We start from the raw sequence: 26,346 nt of genomic DNA, 5'->3' as shown, positions 1-26,346 counted from the left end.
TCTCTCACGAGGCCTCGCGATGAGCACCCGACCCCCTTCCTCCTCCGCCGCCGCGGCCCGCCACTGGCGCCTGCGGCCCCTGGCGCTGTCGCTCTTGTGCATGGGCGCCGGCTCGGCCATCGCCCAGCTGGCGCCGCTGACGCTGCCGGTGATCGCCCCGGGCGCGGGCGCGCTGCGCGGCGTCGCCATCACGGCGCAGAACCCCGCCGCCGGCACGATGACGCTGACGCAGAGCCAGGCGCGCGCCATCGCGCAGTGGACGAGCTTTTCCATCGGCTCGGGCGCGGCCGTCAACATCGTGCAGCCTTCGGCCGCGTCGGTGCTGCTCAACCGCGTGACCGGCGGCAATCCGTCGGAGATCGCCGGCCAGCTCAGCGCCAACGGCCGCGTGTTCCTGGTCAACCCCTCGGGCGTGCTGTTCTCGGGCACCGCGCAGGTCAACGTGGGCGGCCTGGTGGCCACCACGCTGGACATCCCCGACGCCAGCTTCATGCCGAGCGGGCGCGAGAACACGCCGCTGGGCCCGGGCGAGGTGCTGGTCTTCGAGCGGGGCGACGGCAATGCCGCCACGGTGGTCAACCGCGGACGCATCGTCGCGACTGCGGGCGGCACCGTGCTGCTGATCGGCGCGGGCGTGGGCAACGAGGCCGGCGGCACGATCAATGCGCCCGGCGGCACGGCGGGCCTGGTGTCGGGCCGCAAGGTGTCGCTGGACTTCGCGGGCGACGGCCTGACCAACGTGGTCATCAATGCCGATGCGCTCGCGACCTCGGCCTCGGCCGCCAACGCGGGCCTGGTGCAGGCCGACGGCGGTCGGGCGCTGATGCTCGGCGCCTCCAGCCGCGCCGGCCAGCTGGTGGTCAACAACACCGGCGTCGTGCAGGCGCGCAGCGTGGAGGCGCGCAACGGCCAGATCGTGCTGGGCGCCGGCCGCAGCAACACGCTGCAGGTGGCCGGCGGCACCGTCGATGCGAGCGGCACGACGGCCGGCCGCAGCGGCGGCAGCGTGACGCTCTCTGGCGGCCAGGTGGAGCTGGCTGATGCGCCTGCCCCGGCCGTGCCCTCGGTGGCGGCGGCGCCGGCCACGCTGATCGACGTGCGCGGCGTCGCGGGTGGCGGCACCGTCGTGGTGGCCGGCCCGGTCATCAACGTGGCGCCCTCGGCCACGCTCGATGCCAGTGCCACCGGTGCCGGCAACGGCGGCAGCCTGGCCTTCAACGATGGCGCCGCGGTGACGATGGCGGGCGAAACCGCGCCGCCCGGCACCACCGTCCGCAGCAGCGTCCAGCTGGCCGGCACCTTCAATGCGCGCGGCGCGGGCAGCGGCGCGGGCGGCAGCATCAGCGCCACGGCCAACGCCATGACCGCCAGCCTGGCCGGCATCGACGCCGGCGGCGGCGCAAGCGGCGGGGCCAACGGCCGCCTCACGCTGGCCGTGAACGACCCGCGGCTGCTGGTCGCCTCGGGCACCACCGCCTATGTCGCAGGCGCCACCGCCGTCGACACGAACCGGGTCGACGCCGCCGGGCTGAGCCGGGCTCTGAGCCGGGGCACCGACGTCACGCTGTCGACCAGCCAGCGCCGCGACGGCAGCGGCGTCGCCTTCCAGAATGCCGAGCCGGAAACGGGCACCGTGGCGGCCCAGGTGGTCAAGAGCGGCGGCCCCACGACCACGCTGCGCATCGATTCGGCCGGCAGCATCGACCTGCCCGCGGGCACGGCCATCACCTCGACCGGCGGCGCGCTCAATGTGGACCTCAATGCCGACGCCACCGGCGCGGCGCGCAACACGGCCGCCACGGTGGCGCCCTTTCCCAGCTTCAGCACCGACTCGGCGGCGGCCATCCGCCTGGACGGCGCGCGCATCGACGCCAACGGCGGCAACGTGCGCTTCTTCGGCCAGGGCGATGCCACCAACGGCCGGGCGGTGGGCGGCAGCTACTCGGACGGCGCCTCGACCGCCGACCGCTGGCGCGCCGGCGTCTACATCGGCAACAGCCAGGTGCTGACCAGCGGCACCGGACAGATCAGCCTGGCCGGCCAGGGCCGCAGCTGGGCCAGCAGCGGCAGCTACACGGCCAGCGAAGGCGTGCTGGTGACGGCGGGCAGCACCGTGCAGGCCGGCACCGGTGGCCTGGCGGTCAACGGCACCAGCGGCGTGGGCGCGAGCGGCGTGCGGGCGGAGGGCGGCTCGGCGCTGACCTCGGGCGGCGCGGCCACGCTCACCGGCGTGGCCAGCAGCAGCACGGCCGGCCAGCCCGGCGGCGGCATCGGCAACACGGCCGGCGTGCTGCTCAGCGGCGCGCGCGTGCAGGCGCAGGGCAATGTCGCCCTGCAAGGCACCGGCGGCAACTTCGACAGCATGCGCGCCAGCGGCGACTTCACCGCCTTCCAGAGCACCGCGCAGGCCTCGCAGGGCGTGCAGACGGTGTCGAGCCAGGTGGTGGCGGGCGCGGGCGCACGCCTGGACGTCACCGGCACGGCGGGCAGCGGCGCCTTCACGGCGGTGCGCAATCCCACGACGGGCGCCGTCACGATCCAGGACGGCGCCACCGCACGCGCCATCGACATCGGCGGTGCCGTGGGCAGCGGCCTGCGGGCCGAGGGCGGCGCGGTGAGCCTGCAGGGTGGCACCGGCGACGTGCGGCTGAGCAGCGACACCACCACCGTCGCGCTGCCCACCGGCACGCCGCTGACGGCGGTGGTGGATGTGTCCAGCACCACCCGTACAGGCGGCAGCATCGCCATCGCAGCCAACAACGTGCTGCTGCAGAACCCGCTGGGCACCGGCGCGCTGATGGACGCCAGCGGCGCGGGGCAGGGCGGCCGCATCACGGTGCAGGGCACCAACGCGGTGGCTATGGCGGCCAACGCGCAGTTGCGGGCGGATGCGAACTCGGCCACCGGCAATGGCGGGCAGATCCAGCTGCTGGCCGGGCGCACGCTGCGCGCCTACGGTTCGCTGTCGGCCCAGGGCGGCGCCACGGGCGGCAACGGCGGCGCCATCGAGACCTCGGGTGCCAACTTCGATGTCCGGGGCGTCCGCGTGAACACCGGCGCCAATGCAGGCACCGTCGGCACCTGGACCATCGACCCCTTCGACATCACCATCGTCAACGGCAATGCCGCGGGCACGCTGCCCACCAATCCCTACGACGCGGTGGCCACTTCGACCATCCAGGACGGCGACATCAACAACGCCCTGCTGCGCGGCAACGTGACCATCGGCACGGGCACCGGCGGTGCGGCCGACCAGGGCGACATCTTCCTGAACGCCGCGCAGATCGTCTTCAACGGCACGGGGGCACGCACGCTCACGCTCAATGCCAACCGCAGCGTGCGCTCCAACGGGGGCGCCAGCGTCGCAGCCTATGGCGTGGGCTCGTCGATCAACGTGGCCTTCAATGCGGCGGCCACGGCCGGCAGCGCGGCCGTGGGCGGCGGCCAGGTGAGCTTCGACGGGCAGATCTACACCAACGGCGGCACCGTGGCCATGAACGGCGCCTGGACCAACGACTCCAACGGCGGCACCAGCGTGAGCCTGGGCAACACCGCGGTGATCGACACGCGCCAGGGCAATGCGCTGGTCTCGCCCGGCGCCTACAGCGGCGGCAGCGACGCGGGCGCGGGCGGCAACGTGCAGCTCACCGGCCGCAGCAATGCGACCTCCACCGGCAGCTTCATCACCGCCGCCGTCAACCTCGACAGCACGCGCATCGCCACCGCCAGCGGCAGCGTGGACATCGTGGGCACCAGCAACCTGGGCACCGGCGTGCAGATCGCGGCCAACACGGCGGCGGCCGGTATCCACACCACCAGTGGCGCGGTGCGCATCACCGGCGTGGGCAGCTTCGTGGCCAACAGCGGCAACGCGCCGGGCCATGGCGTGGCCATCGGCGCGCAGTTCGGCGGCGCCACCTCGCTGCCGATGGTGGAGACCGGCAGCGGCAGCATCGCCGTCACCGGCCTGCGGCTGGGGGGCGGCGCGGCGACGGGGGGCGACGGCGTGTGGCTGGGCAACCAGGCGCAGATCACCAGCACCGGGGGTGGCGCCGTCACCGTCACCGGCGAATCGCGCAATGCCGGTGGGGCCGGCATCCGCATCATCGACAGCGGCGGCATCAGCGTGCCCTCGCCGGCGGGGCGCATCCAGTCCACCGGCCAGGTGGTGCTGCGCGCGGGTGCCACGGGCACGGCCGATGCGCTGGTGCTGGGCACCGGTAGCCAGGTGAGCGCGGGCACCACGCTCAACCTGCGCCCCGGCAGCGTCACGCTGACCGGCACGCCCGACACCTACGCCGCCACCGGCGCCGAGCGCGGTGGCGACGCCATCGCCCTGGGCGGCACCAGCGCCGCGGGCTTCGCCATCTCCGGCGACGAATGGGCGCGCCTGGCCGCGCCGACGCGGGTGGTGGGCAGCACGGTGCAGTCCGGTGCCATCACCGTGGCCGGCGCATTGACGACCACCGGCAACCTCACGCTGCAGGCCGACGGCGGCGGCAGCATCGCGCTGCAGGCGCCGCTCACGGTGAGCGGCACGCTGGGCCTGCTGGCCACGGGCGACATCGCGCAGACGGCGGCTGGCGGCATCACGGTGCCGACGCTGCTGGCCCGTTCGACCGCGGGCAGCGTGCTGCTCGACCAGGCCGTCAACGACGTGGCGGCCAGCACGCTGGGCGGCAGTGCCGCGGGCAACTTCCGCTACGTGGACGCCAACACGCTGCGCGTGGGCGCGGTCACCGCCAACGGCTTCGACGCCGTGGCCAATGCGCCCGCGGCCGTGACCAGCGGCGCGCTGACGGCGGCCTCGGTGCTGGTGCGCACCACCACCGGCGACCTGCTGCTGGACACGCCCGTGGTCAGCACGGCCGGCACCGACCTGGTGGCGGGCGCGACCTTCCAGAACGTGGGCAACCGCACCATCACGGGCCCGTGGCGCATCTGGGCCGCGACCTGGGTGGGCGAGACGCGCGGCGGCCTGGTGGGCGGCCCGACGCTGCCCAACCTGTACGGCTGCACCTTCGCCGGTGCCTGCGTGCCGGCCTTCCCGACCTCGGGCAACCGCTTCATCTACACCGCGCGGCCGACGGCGACGGTCACCATCGCCGATGCCACGCGGCAGGAGGCGCAGCCCAACCCGGCCTTCAGCTATGTGCTGTCGGGCCTGATCCTGGGCGACACCGGCGCCGGCATCACCGGCACGCTGGCGACGACCGCCGCCACGACCAGTCCGGCGGGCACGTACCCGATCAACGGCACCTTCGCCTCGGCCGAGGGCTACCTGCTGAGCGTGCTGCCGGGCCGGCTGACGGTGACGCCGGCGCCGGTCCCGCCGCCGCCCCCCTCGCCGCCGCCTCCACCACCGCCGCCACCTCCGCCGGCACCGGCCCCGGTGGCCGTGGCCGTCTTCACCCCGCCACAGGTGGCGCCCGCGGACGTGATCCGCGAGGACGTCAACACCTACACCTTCGACCGCAACATCGGTGGCCCGCCGATCTGCTACGCCACCGGCCCGCTGGGTGCGAGCCGTACGGCGCAGCAGGGCGACGACGTGCTGGCCCGCGAATGGACGCGGGTGCGTTCGCGGCCGCAGCTCACGAGCTGCGTGGACACGGAGCGCAAGAACGGGTGCTCGGACTTCTGAGGGGCGTGGGTCGGTAACGGCTTTCGGGGTCGTCGGCCGGTTCGGGCTTCTGGGGTACTAACCGGCAGAGGGTGCCGGCATGCGCGCTCCCGGTGCACGCTCGCGCTGACCGGCTTGCCTCACCAGATGTGTGCCCGCTCTCCACCGACGTGTTTTGGGCACTGCACGGCGCCGCGAATGGCACCTCCGCACGCACACCGGCACCCTCCGCCTCGACTCTGCGCGCGAACCCCCAGGTGGTGACGCCGCGTGTGCATGGACTCCTTTTCCCGCGAGGGGAGGTGGGAGCCAAGGCTCCCGGTCCCGAGGCCGTCCAGCGCGACGCTGCGCAAATACAAGGCACCCGCCCCGATCCGGCGGTTCACGCCCTCTGCCGGGTTAGTGCCCCGTAAGCCCAAACGCCCAAACGCCCAAACCGACCCAACCGACCGATGAGCTCCGAGCGCCCCACAAGCGCCCCGGGGTACTAGGCCCTTCGGACGAGTCCCGCCCCCCGCCTATTCCGTCCGATGGATTTGCCGCGCCCGGCGCCCCCGGGACACTGCACGACGCTTGCCGCATCCAGGTTCCGAGCGCCCCCGTCCGCGTCCCGGCCCGGGCTGAAGAAAGAAGCCCGGGCGGTGCAGCCCTGTCGTTTGGAAGGAGCGTGCGCGCGATGAGTTGGCGATCGAAAGTGGTCTGGAGCGAAGGCATGCTGCTGCAGCCGCAGCACCTGCAACAGGCCGAGCGCCACGCAGACCATGCGCGCCACCTGCTGCTGCGCGGCACGGCGCCCTGCGGCTGGGGTTTTGCGGCGCTCGACATCGACGCCGCGGCGCTCTCGCTCGGCAAGCTCGCGCTCACCCGCGCCGTGGGCGTCTTCGCCGACGGCACCCCCTTCGACATGCCGGCCGTCGACCCCCTACCCGAGCCCATCGACGTGCCGGCGTCGATGCGCGACGAGGCCATCGTGCTGGCCCTGCCCGTGCGCCGCGCCGGCGCGCGCGAATCCAATGCCGAAAGCGGCGACGAGGACGAGCTGGTGCGGCACCGCGTGCTCGAGTCCGAAGTGCCCGACGCCAACACCGCCGGCGAACGCACCGCCCTGCTGCAGCTGGGCGCCCTGCACACCCGCCTGATCCGCGCCGGCGAGGCCACCGACGCCTGGACCACGCTCTCCGTCGCCCGCGTCGTCGAGCGCCGCACCGACAACCAGCTCTCGCTGCACCGCGGCTGGGTGCCGCCCCTGCTGGACGTGGCGGCCCATGCCGTCATCCGCGGCTGGGTGGACGAGCTGCTGGGCCTGCTGCGCCAGCGCGCCGACGCCCTGGCCGGCCGCATGACCCAGGGCGGCACAGGCGGCGTGGCCGAGATCGCCGACTTCATGCTGCTGCAGACCGTCAACCGCCACGAGCCGGTGTTCGCGCACTTCGCCCGCGGCCCGCTGCTGCATCCGCTGCGCTTCTACGAACAGGCGCTGGAGCTGGCCGGCGACCTGGGCACCTTCCGCGACAGCCGCCGCGCACTGCGCCTGCCGCCCTACGTGCACGACGACCTGGAGGCCAGCTTCCGCCCGCTGATGGACGACCTGCGCCGCAGCCTGTCGATGGTGCTGGAGCAGTCGGCCATCCGCATCGAGCTGCACGACCGCAAGCACGGCGTGCGCGTGGCGCTGATCCCCGACGTGGAGCTGCAGCGCAATGCCACCTTCGTGCTGGCCGTGCAGTCGCAGCTGCCCGGCGATGCCCTGCGGGCGCGCTTTCCCACGCAGGTCAAGATCGGCCCGGTCGAGCGCATCCGCGACCTGGTCAACCTGCAGCTGCCGGGCGTGGTCCTCACGCCGCTGCCTGTCGCGCCGCGGCAGATCCCCTTCCATGCCGGCGCCAACTACTTCGAGCTGGAGACCAAGGGCAGCGACCTGTGGCGTCAGCTGGAGGCCTCGGGCGGCATGGCGATGCACATCGCGGGCGACTTCCCAGGGTTGGACCTCGCTTTCTGGGCGGTCCGATGACGCCCGTTCGTTTCCTGCTCGCTTCGCGTAGCCGAATGCTCTCTGGAGGCCCTCGTGAGCACGCCTGATCCTTTCGCGGCCTTCGAGTCCGAACGCACCGTCATCAAGCCCAAGCCGCGCACGCCCGGTGCGGGCGGCAATGCGCCGCCGCCGGTGATGCCGCCGCCGTCCTCGCCCGGTGCCGAGCCGCTGCCCACCGAGTTGGGCGAGCTGGGCCTGCTCAATCCGCTGGTGTCGGCCGCCGGCCGGCTGCTGGTGCTGATGGGCAAGCTGCGCAACCTGGTGCAGCCGCCGGACGTGGGCGCGCTGCGCGCCTCGGCCGCGCAGGCGGTGCAGCAGTTCGATGCCGACGCGCGCCGCGCGGGTGCCAGCAACGAGACCGTGCTGGCCGCCCGCTACGTGCTGTGCACCGCGCTGGACGAAGCCGTGGCCAACACGCCCTGGGGCGTGTCGGGCGGCTGGAACAAGCAGAGCCTGCTGGTGCAGTTCCACAACGAGACCTGGGGCGGCGAGAAGGTCTTCCAGCTGCTGGCCCGCCTGGCGCAGGACGTGCCCACGCACCGCCAGCTGCTCGAACTCATCTACTGCGTGCTGGCCCTCGGCTTCGAGGGCCGCTACCGCGTGGTGGACAACGGTCGCGCCCAGCTCGACTCGGTGCGTCAGCGCCTGGCCGACCTGATCCGCAAGGACCGCCCGCCGCTGGAGCCGGCCCTGTCGCCGCACTGGCAGGGCGCCGGTGGCGGCAGCGCGCGGCTGCGCGAATCGGTGCCGCTGTGGGTGGTGGGTGCCGGCTTCCTGCTGCTGCTGGCGCTGGTGTGGTTCGGCCTGCGGCTGTGGCTGGGCAACCTGTCCGACACCACCTGGTCGCGCGTGGCGGGCCTGCGCCTGCCCAACACCCAGCTCGTGCCGCCGCCTGCGCCCGTGCCGGCCAAGTCGCCGCGGCTCGCGCGCTTCCTGGAGGCCGAGGTCAAGCAGGGCCTGGTGACCGTCACCGACGAGGCCGACCGCAGCACCGTGCGGCTGCGCGGCGACGCCTTCTTCGGCTCCGGCAGCGCCGAGCCCATGGCGCAGGCCATGCCGGTGCTCACGCGCATCGGCCAGGCCCTGGCCGAGGTCAAGGGCGAGGTGCTGATCACCGGCCATTCCGACAGCCAGCCGATCCGCTCGCTGCGCTATCCCTCCAACTGGCACCTGTCCACCGCGCGGGCCGAGGCCGTGCGCAATGCGCTCGCGCCGCTGGTCGAGCCGGCGCGCATGAAGGCCGAGGGCAAGGCCGACGCCGAGCCCGTGGCGCCCAACGACACGCCCGCCAACCGGGCGCGCAACCGGCGCGTGGACATCGTGCTGCTCGCTCCGCCCGAAGGAGTGGCGAAATGAAACACCCCCCATGCCGCTTCGCGGCTCCCCCCTCCCTGGCGCCTTCGGCTTGGAGGGGGGCGCACCCAGAGGCCTGGCAAAGCCAGTTCCTCGGGTGCCCTGGTCTGGCCTGCTCCGCGGCCATCGGATCCCTATCGCTGCGCCGGTTTCATGTGATGCGTGTAGCGCGGTGCGCCATGGAAAACTGAAATGAAGGCCGTCTTCCGCGTCATCTTCCACCCGGTGCTGCTCACCGTGGTGGCCCTGGCCATCCTGGGCCTGCTGATCTGGTGGATCGGCCCGCTGATCAAGATCGGCACGCTGGTGCCGCTCGAAAGCGAACTGGCCCGCGCCATCCTCATCGGCGTGATCGTCCTGCTGGTGCTGCTGCGCCTGGCCATCCGCCGCTGGCGCGTGCGCCGTGCCAGCCGCGCGCTGACCGACGGCCTGATGAAGGCGCCCGCCGCCGCCAAGGCCGACGCGCCCGGCAACGGCGAGCAACAGGTGCTGGCCGACCGCTTCGGCGAGGCCATCGCCACGCTCAAGAAGATGCGCCTCACGGCCGCCGGCAAGAAGCCCGGCTGGCGCGACTGGCTGTCGCTGTCGGGCGGCAGCTACCTCTACGACCTGCCCTGGTACGTCTTCATCGGCGCGCCGGGTTCGGGCAAGACCACGGCGCTGGTCAATTCGGGACTCTCGTTCCCGCTGGCCGAGAAGTTCGGCGCCGGCGCCATCCGCGGCGTGGGCGGCACCCGCAACTGCGACTGGTGGTTCACCGACGAGGCGGTGCTGATCGACACCGCCGGCCGCTACACCACGCAGGACAGCCACGCCGCCGAGGACAAGAGCGCCTGGGACGGCTTCCTCAACCTGCTGAAGAAGGCCCGCCCGCGCCGGCCGCTCAACGGCGTCTTCCTCACCGTGAGCGTGGCCGACCTGCTGGGCCAGGGCCTGGAGGCGCGCAGCGCACTCGCCGCCTCGATGCGCGCGCGCCTGCTGGAGCTGGACGAGCGCCTGACCACCCGCCTGCCGGTGTACGTGCTGGTGACCAAGAGCGACCTGCTCTACGGCTTCACCGAGTATTTCGCCGACCTGGGCAAGGAGCAGCGGGCGCAGGTCTTCGGCTTCACGCTGGGCCCCGACGAAGGCAGCCACCTGGCCGAGCACGGCCTGCTGCAGCCCTTCCAGCGCGAGTTCTCGCTGCTGCATGACCGCGTCAACAACGGCCTGGTCGAGCGCATGCAGCAGGAGACCGACGGCACGCGCCGCGGCGCCATCTTCGGCTTTCCGGCGCAGTTCGCCACCGTGGGGCCGCTGCTGGCCGACCTGCTGGACCAGGTCTTCACCGGCTCGCGCTTCGCGCAGCCGCCGTGGGTGCGCGGCGTGTACTTCACCAGCGGCACGCAGGAAGGCAGCCCCATCGACCGCGTGATGGGCAGCCTGGCGCGCAGCTTCGGCATCGAGCGCGCCATCCTGGCGCCGCAGAAGTCCAGCGGCCGCAGCTACTTCCTCACCACGCTGCTCAAGGACGTGGTGTTCCCCGAGCAGCGCCTGGCCGGCGCCGACGTCAAGCTGGAGCGCAAGCGCCACCTGCTGCGCCTGGCCGGCGTCTCGGCCATGGGCCTGGTCACGCTGGCGCTGCTGGCCGGCTGGGGCTGGTCGGCCTGGCGCAATGCCGAGTACCTGAAGTCGGTCGAGGCCAAGCTGGAGCCCACCCGCCAGTCGCTGGCTACGCTGCCGACGCAGGCCAGCAGCCCCATCGACATGGCGCCGGTGCTGGGCAACCTGCGCGACGTGTGGCGAACGCCGGTCAACCGCGAGGGCGACACGCCTTTCCTGATGACGCTGGGCCTCTACCAGGGCGACAAGATGGACGCCGCGGCCCTGGCCGCGCACCAGCGCGCGCTCAACGAGGCCTTCCTGCCGCAGCTCGCGCGCCGCATCGAGGACCAGCTGCGCAGCGCCCCGCGCGACAACCTCGAATACCTGTACGAGGCGCTCAAGAGCTACCTCATGATCCACCAGCCCGAGCACTTCGACCCCGAGGCGCTCAAGGCCTGGATCACGCTGGACTGGGAGCGCACGCTGGACCGCGGCGTGCCGCCCGAGCGCCGCAGGATGCTGGAGGACCAGCTCGACCTGCTGATCGCGCAAGGGCCGCCGCGCTCGCCGCTGCCCATGGACGAGAACCTGGTGCGCAGCACCCGCGGCCTGCTGGCGAGCTACCCGCCCGAGCAGCGCATCTTCAGCCGCCTCAAGCGCCAGCGCCTGGGCAAGGACATGCCCGACTTCACCGTGGCCCAGGCCGCCGGCCCCTCGGCGCCGCTGGTGTTCGAGCGGCCCAGCGGCAAGCCGCTGACCGAGGGCGTGCCGGGCCTGTTCACCTACGACGGCTACCACCAGCGCTTCCAGAACGCGGTGGTGCTGGTCACCGGCCAGCTCGCGGCCGAAGACCCGTGGGTGCTCGGCCAGGAGAAGAGCGCCGCCGACCGCGCCCGCGACGCCGCGGCCCTGGGCCAGCTCACCGACCGCGTGCGGCGCCTCTACCTGGAGGAATACGCGCGGCTGTGGCAGGCCCTGCTGGCCGACGTGCGCCTGATCCGCGCCGGCGGGCTGGAGAAGAACATCGACATCGCCCGCATCGTCTCGGGCGTGGATTCGCCGCTGGCCAACTTCCTGCGCGCGGTGGTCAAGCAGACCACGCTCACGCCGGCCAAGGACGACAAGTCCGCCGTGGGCAAGGCCGCCGAGACGGTGCGCAACACGCGCAAGGGGCTGGAGGAGCTGTTCGGCGGCAGCGGCAGCGATGCCCAGCGCGCCGTGCCGGTGGGCAAGAGCATCGAGTCCATCGTGGACGACCGCTTCGAGAGCCTGCGCCGGCTGGTGACGCCCGCGGCGCCCGGCCAGCCCGCGCCCATCGACGACGCGCTCAAGCTCTTCAACGAGGTCTATGTCTACCTCACGGCGGTGGACACCGCCGTCAAGAGCCGCAGCGCGCCGCCGCCCGGCGACGTGGCCGGCAAGCTCAAGTCCGACGCCGGCCGGCTGCCCGACCCGGTGCGCTCGATGATCGAGAACCTCAGCAGCACCGGCGCCGCCCAGGCCCGCGTGGCCGAGCGCGGCAACCTGAGCCAGGACCTGCGCCCCGTCACCGAGTTCTGCCAGCGCGCCATCGCCGGCCGCTATCCCTTCGTGGAGAGCAGCAACCGCGACGTGCTGCCCGAGGACTTCGGCCAGATGTTCGGCCCCGGCGGGCTGATGGACGACTTCTTCCAGAAGAAGCTGGCGCAGTTGGTGGACACCAGCCGCCGCCCCTGGCGCTACAAGCCCATCGCGGAGCAGGGCGCCATCTCGCCGGCCGCGCTGCAGCAGTTCGAGCGCGCGGACGTCATCAAGCAGGTGTTCTTCCGCGGCGGCGGTCGCACGCCGGGCATGCGGCTGGACTTCAAGCCGGTGGAGATGGACGCGGGCATCACCAGCTTCGCGCTCGACGTCGATGGCCAGGTGGTCAAGTACGCGCACGGCCCCATCGTGCCGATGACCGTTCAATGGCCCGGCCCGCGCAACGCCAACCAGGTGCGGCTGACCATCGCGCCGCCCACCTCGGGCGGCACCTCGGGCCAGGTCACCGAAGGGCCGTGGGCGCTGTTCAAGATGCTCGACCGCGGCCAGCTCGCGGCCGGCGACGGGCCCGAGAAGTTCTTCATCACCTTCCAGCTCGACGCGCGGCGCGCCCGCTTCGAGGTCACGACCAACAGCGTGCAGCATCCGATCCGGATGAAGGAGCTGCGCGAGTTCTCCTGTCCGGAGGGCCTGTGATGGCGGCGCACTTCCTGGCCTCGCCCGAGGCGCTGCCGGGTTGGTTCGGCAAGCTGCCGGGCATCGGCGACTTCGCCCACCGGCGCCTGCCGGCGGACTTCCGCGAGGCCTGGGACAGCTGGCTGCAGGAAGGGCTGATGCAGCTGCGCCTGCGGCACGAAGGCGAATGGCGCGAGCGCTACCTCGAAGGGCCGCTGTGGTTCTTCGTGCTCGCGCCGGGCGTGGCCGACGGCCAGGCCTGGGCCGGCGTGATGATGCCCTCGGTGGACGGCGTGGGCCGCTACTTCCCCTTCACCGTGGCCGCGCCGCTGCAGGGCACGGTGCCCGCCGCGGCCGAATGGCCCGCGCTGCTGGCCTGGTGGCAGTGCGCCGCGCAGGCCGCGCTGCAGGCCCTGGAGCAGGACCTGGACGCCGCCGCCTTCGACGCGCTGCTGGCCGCCATGTATGGCGATGCCGAGGCGGCGGCCGACGCCGGCGGCGCCCCCGCCTGGCCGGTGCACGGCCAGTCGCTGTGGCTCACGCAGCCGGAGGCGGGCGGTGCCGGTGGGCCCGCGCTCACCGCCGCCGGGCTGCCGCGCGGCGCGCGGTTCGACCTGCTCTTCGGCTTCGACGACCGCATCGAAGGCAGCCTGCCGGAGGTCGCGCGATGAGCGAGGACCGTCCCGACGAGCCCACCCGCGTCTTCGGCGGCGGCGCGCCCGGCCCCGACGACGCCACGCGCGTGGTCACGGGCGCTGGGGCAGGCGCGAAGGCCGGCGATGCCACCCGCGTCGTGACCGGCGGCGGCGCCCTGGGCGGCGATGCCACGCGCGTCGTCACCGGCAGCACCTTTCCGCCGAGCCAGCCCCGCACGGGCGCCGGCACCGCGCCGGCCGGTGGTGGCGGCGACGCCGGCACCCTGCCACCGGGCAGCGCCATCGCCGAATTCGAGATCACCCGGCTCATCGGCCAGGGCGGCTTCGGCGTGGTCTACGAGGCCTGGGACCACACGCTCGAACGCGTGGTCGCCATCAAGGAATACCTGCCCACCTCGCTGGCCACCCGCACCGGCGACGGCACCATCCTGCCGCTGTCGGAGCGCCACCGCGAGACCTTCGACCTGGGCATGCGCTCCTTCATCAACGAGGCCCGGCTGCTGGCGCAGTTCGACCATCCCTCGCTGCTGAAGGTCTACCGCTTCTGGCAGGAGCGCGGCACCACCTACATGGTGATGCCCTTCTACCGCGGCGACACGCTGCGCCAGGCGCTGGCCGACATCCCGGCCGGCGTGGACGAAGGCTGGCTGCTGCGCGTGATGGACGGCGTGAGCCAGGCCCTGGCCGTGATGCACGCGGCCAACTGCTTCCACCGCGACATCGCGCCCGACAACATCCTGCTGCTCGAAGGCTCGGGCCGGCCGGTGGTGCTGGACTTCGGCGCCGCGCGCCGCGTGATCAGCGACAAGACGCAGGCCATCACCGTCATCCTCAAGCCCGGCTATGCCCCCGTGGAGCAGTACGCCGAGATGCCCGACATGAAGCAGGGCCCGTGGACCGACGTCTATGCCCTGGCGGCCGTGATGCACGTGGCCATCTGCGGCCGTTCGCCGCCGCCTTCGGTGGCCCGCATCATGAGCGACAGCTACGTGCCGCTGGCCGGCAACGAGCAACTGCTGCAGCGCTACAGCCCGGCCGTGCTGGCCGCGGTGGATGCCGGCCTGGCGGTGCGGCCCGAGGGCCGGCCGCAGTCCATGGCCGAGTTCCGCGAACGGCTGGGGCTGGAGGAGGCGGGCACGCACGCGGCCACCCGCAGCGCGCCCGCGGGCGGTGCGGCCCCGGCCGTGGCCCGTGCGCCGGTTGCTGCCCGTACGCAGCCGCCCCGGCCCGCGCCTTCGCCGGCGCAGGCCGATGGCGTGGCGGGCCGCTCCAGGCTCGTGCCGGTGATCGGCGGCGTGGCCGCCCTGGCCGTCGCGGCCGGTGCGGCGCTGTGGTGGAGCGGCCGCGGCGACGGCGCATCCGCCCCGCCGCCCGCGGCCGTGGCCCAGGCCCCGGTGGCCGATGCGCCCGCCGCCGCGCCCAGCCCGGCCCCCGCGCCGCCGGCCCCGCCGCCGCGCGTCGCGCCGAAGACGCCGCTCGAATCGCTGCAGGCCCTTGCGGTGGGGGCCACGCCGGGCTTCGACGTCACGGCCACCGCGCGCAAGGCCGAGGTCAACATCGGCCGCGACAAGCTGGCCTTCGACGTGCGCAGCAACCGCGACGGCTTCGTCTACGTCTTCCTGCTGGCCAGCGGGGGCGAGCTGTTCCAGCTCTTTCCCAACCTGCTGGACCGCCACAACCGCATCACGGCCAACAGCACGCTGGCCCTGCCGCGCGCCTCCTGGCCGATGGAGGCGGGCGGCCCGCCCGGCACCAACCACTTCGCCGTGGTGGTGAGCGAGCGCGAACGCGACTTCAGCGATGCCGGCATGAAGAACGAAGGCGTCTTCCCGCAATTCCCGGCCGCCGGCCTGGTCGCGCTCGAAGCCGCCAACCCCGGCCCCGCCGCCACCGTGCTGCTGGGCCGGCCCGTCTGTCCGCAGAGCGCCGGCTGTGCCGACGCCTACGGCGTGGGGAGCTTCAAGATCGTCGAGAAGTGATCGTCTTCATGGTCTTCCACGCGCGTGAACCGAAGGAGTGATCCATGCAGGTCCTGGTCCCGAATCCCTTGTCCCCCGCGGCGCCCGCGCCCCGTGGCCGTCCTGCCGCGCCAGCAGGCAGCGCCCGTGTCGGCGCCACTGCGGTGACGCTGGCGGCGCTGCTGGTCGCCGGCTGCGCCACGCCGCCGCCCCCACCGCCGCCGCCCGCCCCGGTGGCCGCCGCGCCGCAGGCGCCGATCGTCATCGGGCCGCCCGTGGCCGCGCCGGCGCCCGCGCCGGTCGCACCCGCGCCACGCCCCGGCGGCAGCGTGGCCGGCCAGGCGCGCACCTTCTCGACCCAGCTGGCCACCTACACCGCCACGCCCTTCGACGTGGTGCCCGGCTGGCAGCGCGACGACTTCGTCGACAGCTGGTCGGCCTTCCTCGACAGCTGCAAGGTGCTGGTGCGCCGCGGCCAGCAGTGGCAGCAGGTCTGCGCGCGTGCCCGCCAGGTGGACGGGCGCAGCAACCCGTCCATCCGCAGCTTCTACGAAAGCGAGTTCGCGGCCTACCAGATCCGCGACGACGACCGCCGGCCCGACGGCGTGGTCACCGGCTACTTCGAGCCCGAGATCGAGGGCAGCCGCACCTACACGCCGCCCTTCATCTATCCCGTCTATGCCCAGCCGGAGGACATGCTCTTCCTCGACACCCGCCGCCTGCCTTCCGGCAACGGCACCGTGGCCGCGCGGCTGAACGGGCGCAACGTGGTGGTACAGCAGGGCCTGTCCACCCGCGACATGGGTGCGCCGGGCCTGTATGCGCTGGACCTGTCGCAGATCGTGCGCGACACGGTGGACCGCAAGGCCCGCCTGCGCGTCGAAGGCCGGCAGCTGGTGCCCTACTACACGCGCGCCGAGATCGAGCGCCTGGGCGTGCCCAATGCCAAGGTGCTGGCCTTCGTGCGCAGCGCCACCGAGCTGTACGAGATGCAGGTGCAGGGCTCGGGCCGCATCCGCCTGCCCGACGGCCAGACGGTGCGCGTGGGCTATGCCGAGCAGAACGGCCAGCCCTTCCGCCCGACGCTGGCCAAGGCGTCCAACGGCAAGGCCAAGACGGCCGTGCGCACCCGCGGCTCGGCCATCGAGCTGGAGGTGGACGACGACGATGCCGACGAGACCGACACCAGCACCGTGCGCACCCGCGGCTTCGCGCTGGCCCTGCCGGCGCGCAGCGGCCCGGTGGCCGTGCCGGGCCAGCGCACGCCCGCGGCGGCCGCCACCGGCACCGGCATCCAGGACCCGAGCTACGTCTTCTTCAAGGAAGTGCCCACCAGCGCCGACGGCCCGGTGGGTGCGCTGGGCGTGCCGCTGCAGCCGGGCCGCTCCATCGCGGTCGATCCGCGCAGCGCGCCGCTGGGCTTTCCGGTCTTCGTCTCCACGCGCGAGCCGGGCAGCGGCACGCCCATGCAGCGCCTGACCATCGCGCAGGACACCGGCGGCGCCATCCGCGGCGCGGTGCGGGCCGACTACTTCTTCGGCAACGGCCGCCAGGCCGCCAGCCAGGCCCGGCGCATGAAGGAGCGCGGCCAGCTCTGGCTGCTGCTGCCGCGCGGCCTGACGGTGGCCGCGGCCACCACGGGCGGCGGCTCGGTGCGCACGCGGGGCGCCTCGCTGGCGAACTGCGTCGTCCCCGACGACGACACCTGCTCCGACGACCAGTAGGTCATGCAGAACACCCTCTCGTCCGAGGACAGCGCGGAGCTGGTGCGCCTGTGGCGCCGCCGGCAGACGCTGGCGCCGCACGAGATGGGGCGCATGTACGGCATCGTCGGCACCGCGCTGGGCGACTGCCATCCGCCCGAGCTCAAGGCGCTGGGCGAGGGCCGCCAGGAGCTGGTGGCGCAGTTCATCTACCTCAAGGTGCTGCGGCTCGATGCCGACCCGGAAGAGGGCGACGAGGAAAGCAGCGGCGCTACCGACCGCGCCGCGCACAGCGCCCCTTCGACGGCCTTTGCCCTGTGCGCGTACTTCCGCCGCTACTTGATCGACTGCACCCGGGCCACCAGCTTCCGCCGCAAGCTCTCGCTGGGCGAGGAGGTGAGCGACGAGCAGCTCGACGCCCACCTGCGCGGCCACCGCGGCGCCGCAGGCGACACCGCCGGTTGCCTGGCCGAACATGGCCTGAGCATGGCCGGCGTGGCCGAGGCCGCGCGCCGCTTCATCGCCGGCCTGGGCGAGCCCGAGCGCCTGCTGCTGTGCGAAGGCTTCGGCCGCGAGGCGCCGCTGTCGGGCGTGGCCGCGCGCCATGCCATCGCCTCCTACCACTACCGTGCCGGCCGGCTGGGCCTGGTGCACCGGCGCGAATCGCTGCCCGAGGACTACGGCCGCACGCTGCTGGGCGGCTGGATCGCGCAGACGCTCGGCATCGCCATCGCGCCCGACAACATGGACGCGATCGGCGCGGTTTTCGAAATCCTGGGTGCTGAGGCGTCCTCCTCCTGACGACATAGACCATCAGGACGGATGCCATGCGCCCCCTCGACCTCTGGCCCCCGCTGGCCCACATCCGCAGCACGCTCGAAGGCCCGCCGGCGCGCCGCCCCGCCGCGGGCCCGGCGCGCGAGGGCGAGGCCGGCGCTGCCGCCGACGCCTGCGGCCCGGCCGACCTGCTGCTGCCGCTGACCGAGCTGGCCCGCCGCCGCGAGGCCCTGGCCGCGCGCGGCTTCGGCGCGCGCTGGGCGCCCGGGCGGCTGCTGTCGGTGCTGTGCGAGGGCCGCATGCTGGGCGTGCTGCTCGACCGCCTGCTGCCCGACGGCCGCTGGCAGGGCTGGCTGGCCGCGGGCGAGACCGACTGGGCCGGCGCCTGGGACGTGCTGCTGGAGCCGCAGGACGAGCCATTCGAGCCGCTGTTCGGCGTGGTGCAGGCCTGGAACCCGGTCACGCTGGTGCCTGCGCCGCCGCTGTGCGCGCGTGTGCTGGGCGAGCTGTCGGCCACCCGGCTGGCGGCCATCCGCGCCGTGGCCGACGAGTGGGCCGCGCAGCGCGTGGGCGCGCCGGCCGGCACGGTGCAGGCGACGCCGCCCGCGCCCGGGCAGATCGCCCTGCGCGGCGTGGCCGGCTGCTTCACGGTGCTCACCGGCACGCCGCTGGCGGCCGAGGGCGATCCGCGCGCCGACTACCAGGGGCTCTACCAGCAGGCCGCGCGGCGGCTCGCGCAGTCGGCCGCGCCGGCTGCGTTGGCCGGGCGCCCGCAGGCACGGTCCGCGGCGCCGTCCGGGCCCGGCCGCATGCGCAGCAACGGGCGCGAGGACGACGCCGGCCCGCTCGGACGTTTCCTGCGCCGGCTGGGCGGGGGCGGCGGCGGCTTCCGCGGTACCTGGGGGCCGGCCCTGGCCGTGCTGGCGCTGGTGCTCGTGGTGCAGAACGCCGGCCTGCTGCCCGGGCTGCATGGCCCTGCCGAGGACGACGCCATGCGCCTGCGCGATGCGCCGCCCACCACGCCCGCCGCACCGCAGGCCGACGCGCTGGTGCGCTGGAAGGCCGGCACCGACATCGCCGAGGCCACGCGCCTGCTGCAGACGGCCGGGGCCCAGGCCGTCGCCGGACCGGATGGGCAGGGCCGCTGGTCGCTGCGGCTGCTGCAGCCGCGCGATGGGCTGGCCGTGCTGCGTTCCTCGCCGCTGGTGCAGTCGGTCGAGACGCCCTGAACCCGACCGAGTCCCGCCATGCCCCGCCGCCTCCTGCTGCTGCTTCTGTTCGCGCTGGCCGCCCTGCCGGCCGCCGCCGTGCAGCGCGCGCTGCTGGTGGGCGTCTCGGAGCTGCCCTTCCAGCCGCAGAACCTGTGGCTGCAGGCGCCGCGCAACGACGTGCTGCTGATGCGCGAGGTGCTGCAGCAGCAGGGCTTCGCGCCGGCCGACATCGCCACGCTGGCCGACGGCGTGCCCGGCGCGCAGCCGCCCGACAGCCGGGCCATCGGCCAGGCGCTGCAGCAGCTGCTGGCCCGCTCGGGCCAGGGCGACTTCGTGCTGCTGTACTTCTCGGGCCATGGCACGCGGCTGCGCGACACGGCCAAGCGCTACCAGGAGCCCGACGGCCTGGCCGAGAACTTCCTCGCGCGCGACGTGCGGGGAACCATCGGCGGGGGCCGCGCTCTGAGCGGCGGCGTGCGCGACGTCGACGTGGACGGCTGGATCCAGGCCTTCCTCTCGCGTGGCGTCTTCGTGTGGGCGGTGTTCGACACCTGTTCGGCCGCCTCCATGACCCGCAGCACCCGTGCCATCGACGCCCCCGACCCCGGCCCGCCGGACGACGAGGTGCGCTGGCGCGGCGTGCGACCCGAACAGCTGACCGGTGGCGATGGCGCCGCGGTCCCCCCTCTGCCCGCCGCGCCGGCTACCGCCGCCGTGCCGCGTGCCCGATACGTGGCCTTCTTCGCTTCGGAGAGCCACCAGGTCACGCCCGAGCTGCGCCTGCCGCGCGGCGATCGGCAGGCCCGTCCGCACGGACTGCTCACCTGGGCCCTGGCCCAGGGTCTGCAGCGCCGTCCCGCCACCTGGCGCGCGCTCTTCAACGATGCGCTGGCGGCCTACCCGCCGGTCATCGACGAGCTGGAGCAGCGCTTTCCGCAGCGCGAGCTGCCCTCGCCGGTGGCCGAGGGCAGCCTGGACCTGCCCCTCTTCGACAACAGCACCCGCCCGCGCAGCACGCAGCCGGCCTGGCCGGCGCAGCGCGCCGGTGCCAGCCTGTCGCTGGACGCGGGCCAGCTCGACGGCCTGGAGGCGCAGCAGCCGGTGACGGTGAGCGCCGTGCTGCCCGACGGCAGCGCCCGTAGCGCCACCGCGCGGCTGCAGGAGGCCACGCTGTCGCAGTCGCGCCTGGCCCTGCCCGCGGCATTGCAGGACGCCGCCGGTGGCGCCCTCTGGAGCGTGGCGCCGGTGGAGCCGCCGCCCTCGCTGGTGCTGCGCGTGCGCACCGACCGGGCCCTGCCCGCCGGCATCAGCCTGGACTACCCCGCCGCCGTCGAGCCGGTCGATGGCGAGGCCGACCTGCTGTGGGCCCCGGCCGGCCGCGCGGGGCAACGGCTGTCGGCGCTGTCGGCCGATGCGGCCCGATGGAGCGGCGCCGTGCCTGCGCCGCCCCCGCTGACCAGCGACGCCGCCGTGCGGCGGCAGCTGGAACTGATGGCCCAGCTCAAGTGGTTCGAGCGGCTGCAGCAGCTGGCCGAGGGCCGCCGCGTGGACGGGCTGGAACTGGCCGTGGAGACATGGGAGGGCGAGCGCCTGGTCGCCAGCCGGGCGCTGCCCGCGGACAGCGTGGCCGCGCCCCTGCCTGGCCAGCGCCTGCGCCTGCTGGTGCGCAATGCCAGCGGCCATTCGCTGGACCTGGCCGTGCTGGCCATGGACCTGCGCGGCGGGCTGTGGTCCGTCTACCCCGGCGAGGCCGGCGAGGCCAACCGCTTCGAGCGCGGCCAGCCGCAGTCGCCCGCCATGAAGCGCTTCGACCTGCCCGAGGGCACCGCCGGGCGGCTGCTGGTGGTGGCCAGCCCGGCGCTGCCGCAGAGCGCACCGCGGCTGTTCGGCCTGTCGGGGGCCGCGCCCCTGGCGGACCTGCGGGTGCGCGGCCAGGCCCGGCCCGACCGCGAGCGCCAGGTGCTGGCGCTGGCCGTGCGCTGGGGCCCCGCCGGCGCGCCCTGAACGCCCATCTCCCCATCCCCAAGACGAGGACCACCATGTCATTCAACCAGGACCAGCAGATCGATGCCGACGAGGCGCTGCGCATGCTCGAACTCTCGCTCAACCGTGCCGACAACATCGACGTGGTGATGAGCATCGAGAGCAAGGGCAACCAGATCGAAGGCGAATCCCCCCGGGCCTTCTCCGACGGCAAGAAGCGCATGGCGGTGCTGGGCTACTTCGCGGCCGTCCGTGCCGATGCGGCGCCGGGCGGCACCAAGTCCAAGCTCACGCTCAACGCGATGCTGATCGTGCGCCGCTGCGACGCGGCCACGGCCTCCATCGCCAACCTGATCAAGTCGCAGGCCAGCGACGTGAGCGTGCTGCTGTCCTGCTTCAAGGCCTCGGGCGACTCGTCGCCCGGCCAGGAGTCGACGCTGGAGATCGCGCTCGAGGAAGCGCGCCTGTCCAACTACGCGCTGGTGACCGGCGGCAGCGTGGGCGTGCCCTGCGAGATCCTGGCCTTCGCCTACCGCCGCATGGTCATCGCCTCGGCGCCACAGCTCAAGGACGGCCGGCGTGGCGCCGTGCGTGGCGCCGAGCTGGGCTGAAATGAAACCACCCCGTTTGGACTTCCTCACTGCGTGTGGAAGTCCCATCCCCCTCAAGGGGCGCACCCGGCGGCCGGGCAAAGCCCGTTCCGCGGGTGCATTGGCATGGCCTGCTCCGCGGCCCTTCGATCAGGAGGATGGCGCCGGTTTCATGTCGTGCAGGTGGCGCGTCAGCGCCATGGACAACTGACATGGCCCGCGCCGATCCCCGACCTCTTTCCGTCCACCAAGGAGCCCCCATGAGCACCCCCGAAGAACTGCTGGCCGCGAACGACCCGGCCGGCGCCCTGGCCGCCCTCACTGCGCAGGTCCGTGCCAAGCCGGCCGACATGAAGCTGCGCGTCTTCCTGGCCCAGCTGCTGTGCGTGCTGGGCCAGTGGGAGCGGGCACTGAACCAGCTCAGCGTCGCCGCCGAGATGGACGCCGCCGCCATCCCCATGAAGCAGATGTATGGCGAGGCCATCCGCTGCGAAGGCCTGCGTGCCGATGTGTTCGCCGGCAAGCGCACGCCCATGATCTTCGGCCAGCCCGACGAATGGCTGGCGCTGCTGGTGGAGTCGCTGCTGCGCATCGGCGCAGGCGACGCCGCGGCCGGCGAGCAGCTGCGCGAGCGCGCCTTCGATGCGGCCCCCGCCACTTCGGGCACGCTCGACGGCCAGCGCTTCGAATGGCTGGCCGATGGCGACATGCGGCTGGGCCCGGTGCTGGAGGCCTTCGTCAACGGGCGCTACTACTGGGTGCCCTTCTCGCGCCTGGCGGCCGTGAAGATCGAGGCGCCCGAGGACCTGCGCGACGCGGTGTGGATGCCCGCGCACCTCACCTTCGCCAACGGCGGCGAACAGCTGGCGCTGATCCCCACGCGCTACGACGGCAGCCAGGCCAGCGGCGATGGCGCGCTGCAGCTGGCGCGCAAGACCGAATGGCAGGAACGCGCGCCCGAGGTGTGGACGGGCCTCGGCCAGCGCAGCTTCAGCAGCGACGCGGGCGAGCATGCGCTGATGGACGTGCGCGAGATCGTGTTCGACGTGGCGCTGGACGACGGCGCGGCCGAGAGCGGGCAGGACGACGCCGTGGACCTCGCCCAGGACAGCGCCGCCGGTGGCTGAGCCGCGCGACATCGCGAGCGCGCAGGAGCGCCTGCAGCCCTCGCTGCTCGACCGGCTGGTGGACCTGGAGCCCGGCCGCGAGCGCGAGGGCGACGACCAGCGCACGCTCACGCGGCAGGCGCTGCGTGCCGCGGTGCTGCGTGACCTGGTGTGGCTCTTCAACGCCACGGGCGAGCTGCGGGGCCTCGACGAGCGGCGCCATCCGCATGCCGCCCGCTCGGTGCTGAACTACGGATTGCCTATGCTGTCCGGCCAGTTCACCTCGTCGATCCAGCGTGTCAGCATGGAACAGGCGCTCAAGAACGCGATCCTGCAGTTCGAGCCCCGCATCCTGCCCCGCACCCTGGAAGTTGAACTCGTCATGGAAGGCTCCGCCCTGGACTCCCACAACCGCGTCGGTCTGCAGATCCGCGGCATGCTGTGGGCGCAGCCGGTGCCGCTGGAGTTCCTGATGCGAAGCCGCATCGACCTCGAAGAAGGGCGCGTCGACATCGAGCAGGCCACGCCACTGCGCTGAGGGCACACCATGGACCCCCGGCTGCTGAACCTGTACGAGCAGGAGCTGCGCTACTTCCGCGAGAGCACGTCGGAGTTCGCACGCACCTTCCCCAAGATCGCGCATCGCCTCGGCCTCGAAGGCCAGGAAGTGGCCGACCCCTACGTGGAGCGGCTGATCGAGGCCACGGCCTTCCTGGCCGCGCGCGTCAATCTCAAGCTCGACGCCGACTACCCGCGCTTCACCGGCCACCTGCTGGACATCGTCCATCCGCACTTCCTGGCGCCCACGCCGGCCATGACGGTGTGCGCCTTCGACATGGACCTGCAGGACGCCAACCTCGTGCGGGGGCCGGTGCTGCCGCGTGGCAGCGGGCTGCGCGCGCGCGTCGCCAGCGGTCAGAACACGCACTGTGAGTTCCGCACGGGGCAGGACCTGCGCGTGTGGCCAGTGGCACTCACGCAGGCCCAGTACTTCAGCTATGCGCCCGACCTGCCGCTGGCGCGGCATCCGCGCTCGCGCGAGATCCGCGGCGGCCTGCGCTTCACGCTGCAGGCCACGGCCGGCCTGAACTTCGCCCAGATTCCCATGGACGATTTGCTGCTGCACTTCGGCGGCGCGGACGACGTGGCCTGGCAGTTGCACGAATGCGTGCTCAACCGGCCGGTGGCCGTGTGGCTGCGGCCGCTGGGCACGGCCGCGGGCGGCGCCTCGACGGCCGGTCTGCGCGAGCTGCCCGGCAGCACGGTGCAGGACAGCGGCTTCGCCGACGACGAGGCGCTGCTGCCGGTGACGAACACCGGCTTCTCGGGCTTCCGGCTGGTGCAGGAGTACTTCGCCTGCCCCGAGCGCTTCCGCTTCGCGCGACTCACCAGCCTTGCGCCGCTGCTGGCCACGATGCCGGTCGGCGAGGTGGAGGTGGTGATCCTCTTCTCGCGCGGCGATGCGGCGCTGGAGAAGCTGGTCGGCCCCGACAACGTGCGGCTGAACTGCGTGCCGGCCATCAACCTCTTTCCCAAACGGCTGGACCGCGTGCAGGTGGGCGAGGGCGTGAGCCAGTTCCACCTGCTGCCCGACCGCACCCGGCCGCAGGACTTCGAGGTGCATTCGGTGACCGAGGTGATCGGCCACAGCGGCACGGTGCAGGGCGAGGGCGTGCAGGAGCAGCGCTTCCTGCCCTTCTATGCGGCCTTCCATGGCAGCCGCCACGTGCACCCGGCCTACTACACCACCACGCGCGAGCCGCGCCTGCTGTCGGCGCGCCAGCGCAGCGAAGGCCACCGCAGCAGCCACATCGGCTCGGAGGTGTACCTGCAGATCGTCGATCCGCAGGAGGCGCCCTTCCCGACGCAGCTGCGGCAGCTGGCGGTGTCGGCGCTGGTCACCAACCGCGACCTGCCGCTGCTGCTGCCTCAGGGTCGCGACAACGACTTCGAATGCGTCGATGCCTTCCCCGTGCAGCGCGTGCGCATGCTGCGGGCGCCGTCGCGGCCGGTCTCGCCGGTGGTGCAGGAGGGCCTGGGCTGGAAGGTGATCGACCATCTGGCGCTCAACTACCTGTCGCTGGCCGACAGCTCGCCCCAGCAGGGCGCGGCGGCGCTGCGCGAGATGCTGCAGCTCTACGCCTCGCATGCCGACGAGTCGCGCCAGGCGCAGGTGCGCGGGCTGCTGTCGGTGCGCACGCGCGCGCTGGTGCGCCGCCTGCCGCTGCCCGGGCCGATCGCCTTCGGGCGCGGCCTGGAGGTGGCGCTGGAGGTGGAGCCCACGGCCTTCCATGGCGGCAGCGTGTTCCTGTTCGGCGCCGTCATGTCGCGCTGGCTGGCGCGGCATGTCGAGGTCAACCATTTCGTCGAGACCGTGCTGCACGCCGCCGGCCGCGGCGAGCTGATGCGCTGGAGGCCGCAGTGCGGGACCCGGGCGATCCTGTGAGCACGGGCGGCGCACCCGCGGCAGCCCCCGCTGCGGCCACGCCCGAACCGGCGCCAGCGCGTGCAGGCGCGGCGCGGCTGCTGGCCGAGCGTGCCGAGCAGGCCTGGGCCTACGACTACTTCGCGCTGATGCGCCGGCTGGAGGCGACCGACCTCTCGGCCCCGCGCTGGGGCCATGCGCTGCGGCCCTCGGCCGAGCCGGTGCGCGTGGGGCAGGAGCCCTCGCTGGCCTTCGCGCCCGCGGGGCTCAGCCGCTTCGAGCTGCCTCAGGGCGACGGCCGGCCGCCGCTGATCCGCCAGCACTTCTTCGCCTACGTGGGCCCCAACGGCCCGCTGCCGGTGCACCTGTCGGACTTCATCCGCGAGCGGGCGCTCAACCATGGCGACCGCACCTGGCTGGCCTTCCTCGACACCTTCCTGCATCGCTTCGCGCTGCAGTTCTACCGGGCCTGGTCGCAGGCCCGGCCCGCACCGGGCATGGACCGGCCGGGCGAGGACCCCTTCCGCCACCGCGTGGGCGCGCTGGTGGGCATCGGCGGTGCCGCGCGGCAGCAGCGCGACGACGTGCCGGACGACGCGCGCCTGCACTTCTCGGGCTGGCTCGCGCGGCGCGTGCACAGCGCCGAAAGCGTGGAGCGGGTCCTGTCCGGCTTCTTCGAAGTGCCCGTGCAGCTTGAGCGCTGGGTGGGCCACTGGATGACCCTGCCCGAGGACGAGCTGACGCGCCTGGGCGCGAGCAACCCCAACACCGCCTCGCGCACGCTGGGCCTGGGCGCCGTGCTGGGCCGACGCGTGTGGGACCGGCAGCACAAAGTCTGCCTGCACCTGGGCCCGCTCACGCTGGATCAGTACCGCCGCTTCCTGCCCGACGGCAGCGCGCGCGGCCCGCTGGTGCGCTGGGTGCAGCAACTGCTGGGCGGCGAGCTGGACTGGGACGCGCGCCTGCTGCTGCAGCGCGCCGAAGTGCCACCCACCAGGCTGGGCGGCGGCGCGCGCCTGGGCTGGACCAGCTGGGTCGGCAACCGGCCGCGTGCGAACCATGCCGTGGACGTGCGCATCGCCGGACCTTCGCACCTGTCCTCCATCGTCGCTGCGCCCGCGGCGGCCCCTGCCCACATGGCCTTGTGAA

General features: G+C 73.5%; 15 protein-coding genes. All 15 read left to right on the top strand.

Annotated elements, in window-relative coordinates; translation table 11 throughout:
• The first annotated feature begins 19 nt into the window (after positions 1–19).
• The 15 genes from BXA03_RS21085 (at position 20) to tssG (ending at position 26,345) form a co-directional block, all read left to right on the top strand.
• Positions 20–5,644, top strand: a complete 5,625-nt coding sequence (locus tag BXA03_RS21085) for a two-partner secretion domain-containing protein (RefSeq protein ID WP_076511161.1) — start codon at positions 20–22, stop codon at positions 5,642–5,644.
• A gap of 655 nt (positions 5,645–6,299) precedes the next feature.
• Positions 6,300–7,634 (top strand): type VI secretion system baseplate subunit TssK, encoded by a 1,335-nt coding sequence (gene tssK, locus BXA03_RS21080; RefSeq protein ID WP_076511160.1) that lies wholly within the window; start codon positions 6,300–6,302, stop codon positions 7,632–7,634.
• A 54-nt stretch (positions 7,635–7,688) separates the two neighbouring features.
• A complete protein-coding gene (locus BXA03_RS21075) occupies positions 7,689–9,011 on the top strand; it encodes a DotU family type VI secretion system protein (RefSeq protein ID WP_076511159.1) in 1,323 nt (440 codons plus the stop codon).
• A gap of 189 nt (positions 9,012–9,200) precedes the next feature.
• Positions 9,201–12,809 (top strand): type VI secretion system membrane subunit TssM, encoded by a 3,609-nt coding sequence (tssM, locus tag BXA03_RS21070; RefSeq protein ID WP_076511158.1) that lies wholly within the window; start codon positions 9,201–9,203, stop codon positions 12,807–12,809.
• A complete protein-coding gene (gene tagF, locus BXA03_RS21065; protein WP_076511157.1) occupies positions 12,809–13,459 on the top strand; it encodes a type VI secretion system-associated protein TagF in 651 nt (216 codons plus the stop codon). The genes tssM and tagF overlap by 1 nt, the downstream gene beginning before the upstream one ends.
• Complete coding sequence (locus tag BXA03_RS21060; RefSeq protein ID WP_083716225.1) at positions 13,456–15,423, top strand: serine/threonine protein kinase; 1,968 nt, start codon at positions 13,456–13,458, stop codon at positions 15,421–15,423. The genes tagF and BXA03_RS21060 overlap by 4 nt, the downstream gene beginning before the upstream one ends.
• A gap of 44 nt (positions 15,424–15,467) precedes the next feature.
• The gene (locus BXA03_RS21055) at positions 15,468–17,126 is read left to right on the top strand and encodes a murein transglycosylase A (RefSeq protein WP_083716224.1); all 1,659 of its coding nucleotides are present in this window, start codon (positions 15,468–15,470) and stop codon (positions 17,124–17,126) included.
• A 3-nt stretch (positions 17,127–17,129) separates the two neighbouring features.
• Positions 17,130–17,906, top strand: coding sequence for a hypothetical protein (locus BXA03_RS21050; protein ID WP_076511156.1), 777 nt, complete (start codon positions 17,130–17,132; stop codon positions 17,904–17,906).
• Between the two features lie 26 nt (positions 17,907–17,932).
• Positions 17,933–19,111 (top strand): hypothetical protein, encoded by a 1,179-nt coding sequence (locus BXA03_RS21045; RefSeq protein ID WP_076511155.1) that lies wholly within the window; start codon positions 17,933–17,935, stop codon positions 19,109–19,111.
• 18 nt (positions 19,112–19,129) lie between these two features.
• Positions 19,130–21,097, top strand: a complete 1,968-nt coding sequence (locus tag BXA03_RS21040; protein ID WP_076511154.1) for a caspase family protein — start codon at positions 19,130–19,132, stop codon at positions 21,095–21,097.
• Positions 21,098–21,132: 35 nt separating this feature from the next.
• The gene (locus tag BXA03_RS21035; protein ID WP_076511153.1) at positions 21,133–21,687 is read left to right on the top strand and encodes a type VI secretion system tube protein Hcp; all 555 of its coding nucleotides are present in this window, start codon (positions 21,133–21,135) and stop codon (positions 21,685–21,687) included.
• Positions 21,688–21,926: 239 nt separating this feature from the next.
• Positions 21,927–22,793, top strand: coding sequence for a type VI secretion system accessory protein TagJ (locus BXA03_RS21030; protein WP_076511152.1), 867 nt, complete (start codon positions 21,927–21,929; stop codon positions 22,791–22,793).
• Positions 22,786–23,310: a type VI secretion system baseplate subunit TssE gene (tssE, locus tag BXA03_RS21025; protein ID WP_234983785.1), complete on the top strand. Its 525-nt coding sequence runs from the start codon at positions 22,786–22,788 to the stop codon at positions 23,308–23,310. Before BXA03_RS21030 ends, tssE begins: the two co-directional genes overlap by 8 nt.
• 9 nt (positions 23,311–23,319) lie before the next feature.
• Positions 23,320–25,218 carry a type VI secretion system baseplate subunit TssF gene (gene tssF, locus BXA03_RS21020; RefSeq protein ID WP_076511151.1) on the top strand — a complete coding sequence of 633 codons (1,899 nt, stop codon included), beginning with the start codon at positions 23,320–23,322 and terminating at the stop codon, positions 25,216–25,218.
• Positions 25,215–26,345 carry a type VI secretion system baseplate subunit TssG gene (gene tssG / locus BXA03_RS21015; protein WP_234983784.1) on the top strand — a complete coding sequence of 377 codons (1,131 nt, stop codon included), beginning with the start codon at positions 25,215–25,217 and terminating at the stop codon, positions 26,343–26,345. Before tssF ends, tssG begins: the two co-directional genes overlap by 4 nt.
• Position 26,346: the final 1 nt, after the last annotated feature.

It is taken from the genome of Pseudacidovorax sp. RU35E (genome assembly GCF_900156165.1).
Lineage (GTDB): Bacteria > Pseudomonadota > Gammaproteobacteria > Burkholderiales > Burkholderiaceae_C > Xenophilus.
The sequence above is the reverse complement of the archived record's forward strand: the minus strand, read 5'-3'. Positions and strand labels throughout refer to the sequence as shown.

Excerpts from the sequence above, each read along its gene's own strand:
- tssF (WP_076511151.1), top strand. The coding sequence starts at position 23,320 with ATGGACCCCCGGCTGCTGAACCTGTACGAGCAGGAGCTGCGCTACTTC.
- BXA03_RS21030 (WP_076511152.1), top strand. The coding sequence starts at position 21,927 with ATGAGCACCCCCGAAGAACTGCTGGCCGCGAACGACCCGGCCGGCGCC.
- tagF (WP_076511157.1), top strand. The coding sequence starts at position 12,809 with ATGGCGGCGCACTTCCTGGCCTCGCCCGAGGCGCTGCCGGGTTGGTTC.
- BXA03_RS21035 (WP_076511153.1), top strand. The coding sequence starts at position 21,133 with ATGTCATTCAACCAGGACCAGCAGATCGATGCCGACGAGGCGCTGCGC.
- BXA03_RS21050 (WP_076511156.1), top strand. The coding sequence starts at position 17,130 with ATGCAGAACACCCTCTCGTCCGAGGACAGCGCGGAGCTGGTGCGCCTG.
- BXA03_RS21060 (WP_083716225.1), top strand. The coding sequence starts at position 13,456 with ATGAGCGAGGACCGTCCCGACGAGCCCACCCGCGTCTTCGGCGGCGGC.
- BXA03_RS21045 (WP_076511155.1), top strand. The coding sequence starts at position 17,933 with ATGCGCCCCCTCGACCTCTGGCCCCCGCTGGCCCACATCCGCAGCACG.
- BXA03_RS21085 (WP_076511161.1), top strand. The coding sequence starts at position 20 with ATGAGCACCCGACCCCCTTCCTCCTCCGCCGCCGCGGCCCGCCACTGG.
- BXA03_RS21055 (WP_083716224.1), top strand. The coding sequence starts at position 15,468 with ATGCAGGTCCTGGTCCCGAATCCCTTGTCCCCCGCGGCGCCCGCGCCC.
- BXA03_RS21040 (WP_076511154.1), top strand. The coding sequence starts at position 19,130 with ATGCCCCGCCGCCTCCTGCTGCTGCTTCTGTTCGCGCTGGCCGCCCTG.
- tssM (WP_076511158.1), top strand. The coding sequence starts at position 9,201 with ATGAAGGCCGTCTTCCGCGTCATCTTCCACCCGGTGCTGCTCACCGTG.
- tssK (WP_076511160.1), top strand. The coding sequence starts at position 6,300 with ATGAGTTGGCGATCGAAAGTGGTCTGGAGCGAAGGCATGCTGCTGCAG.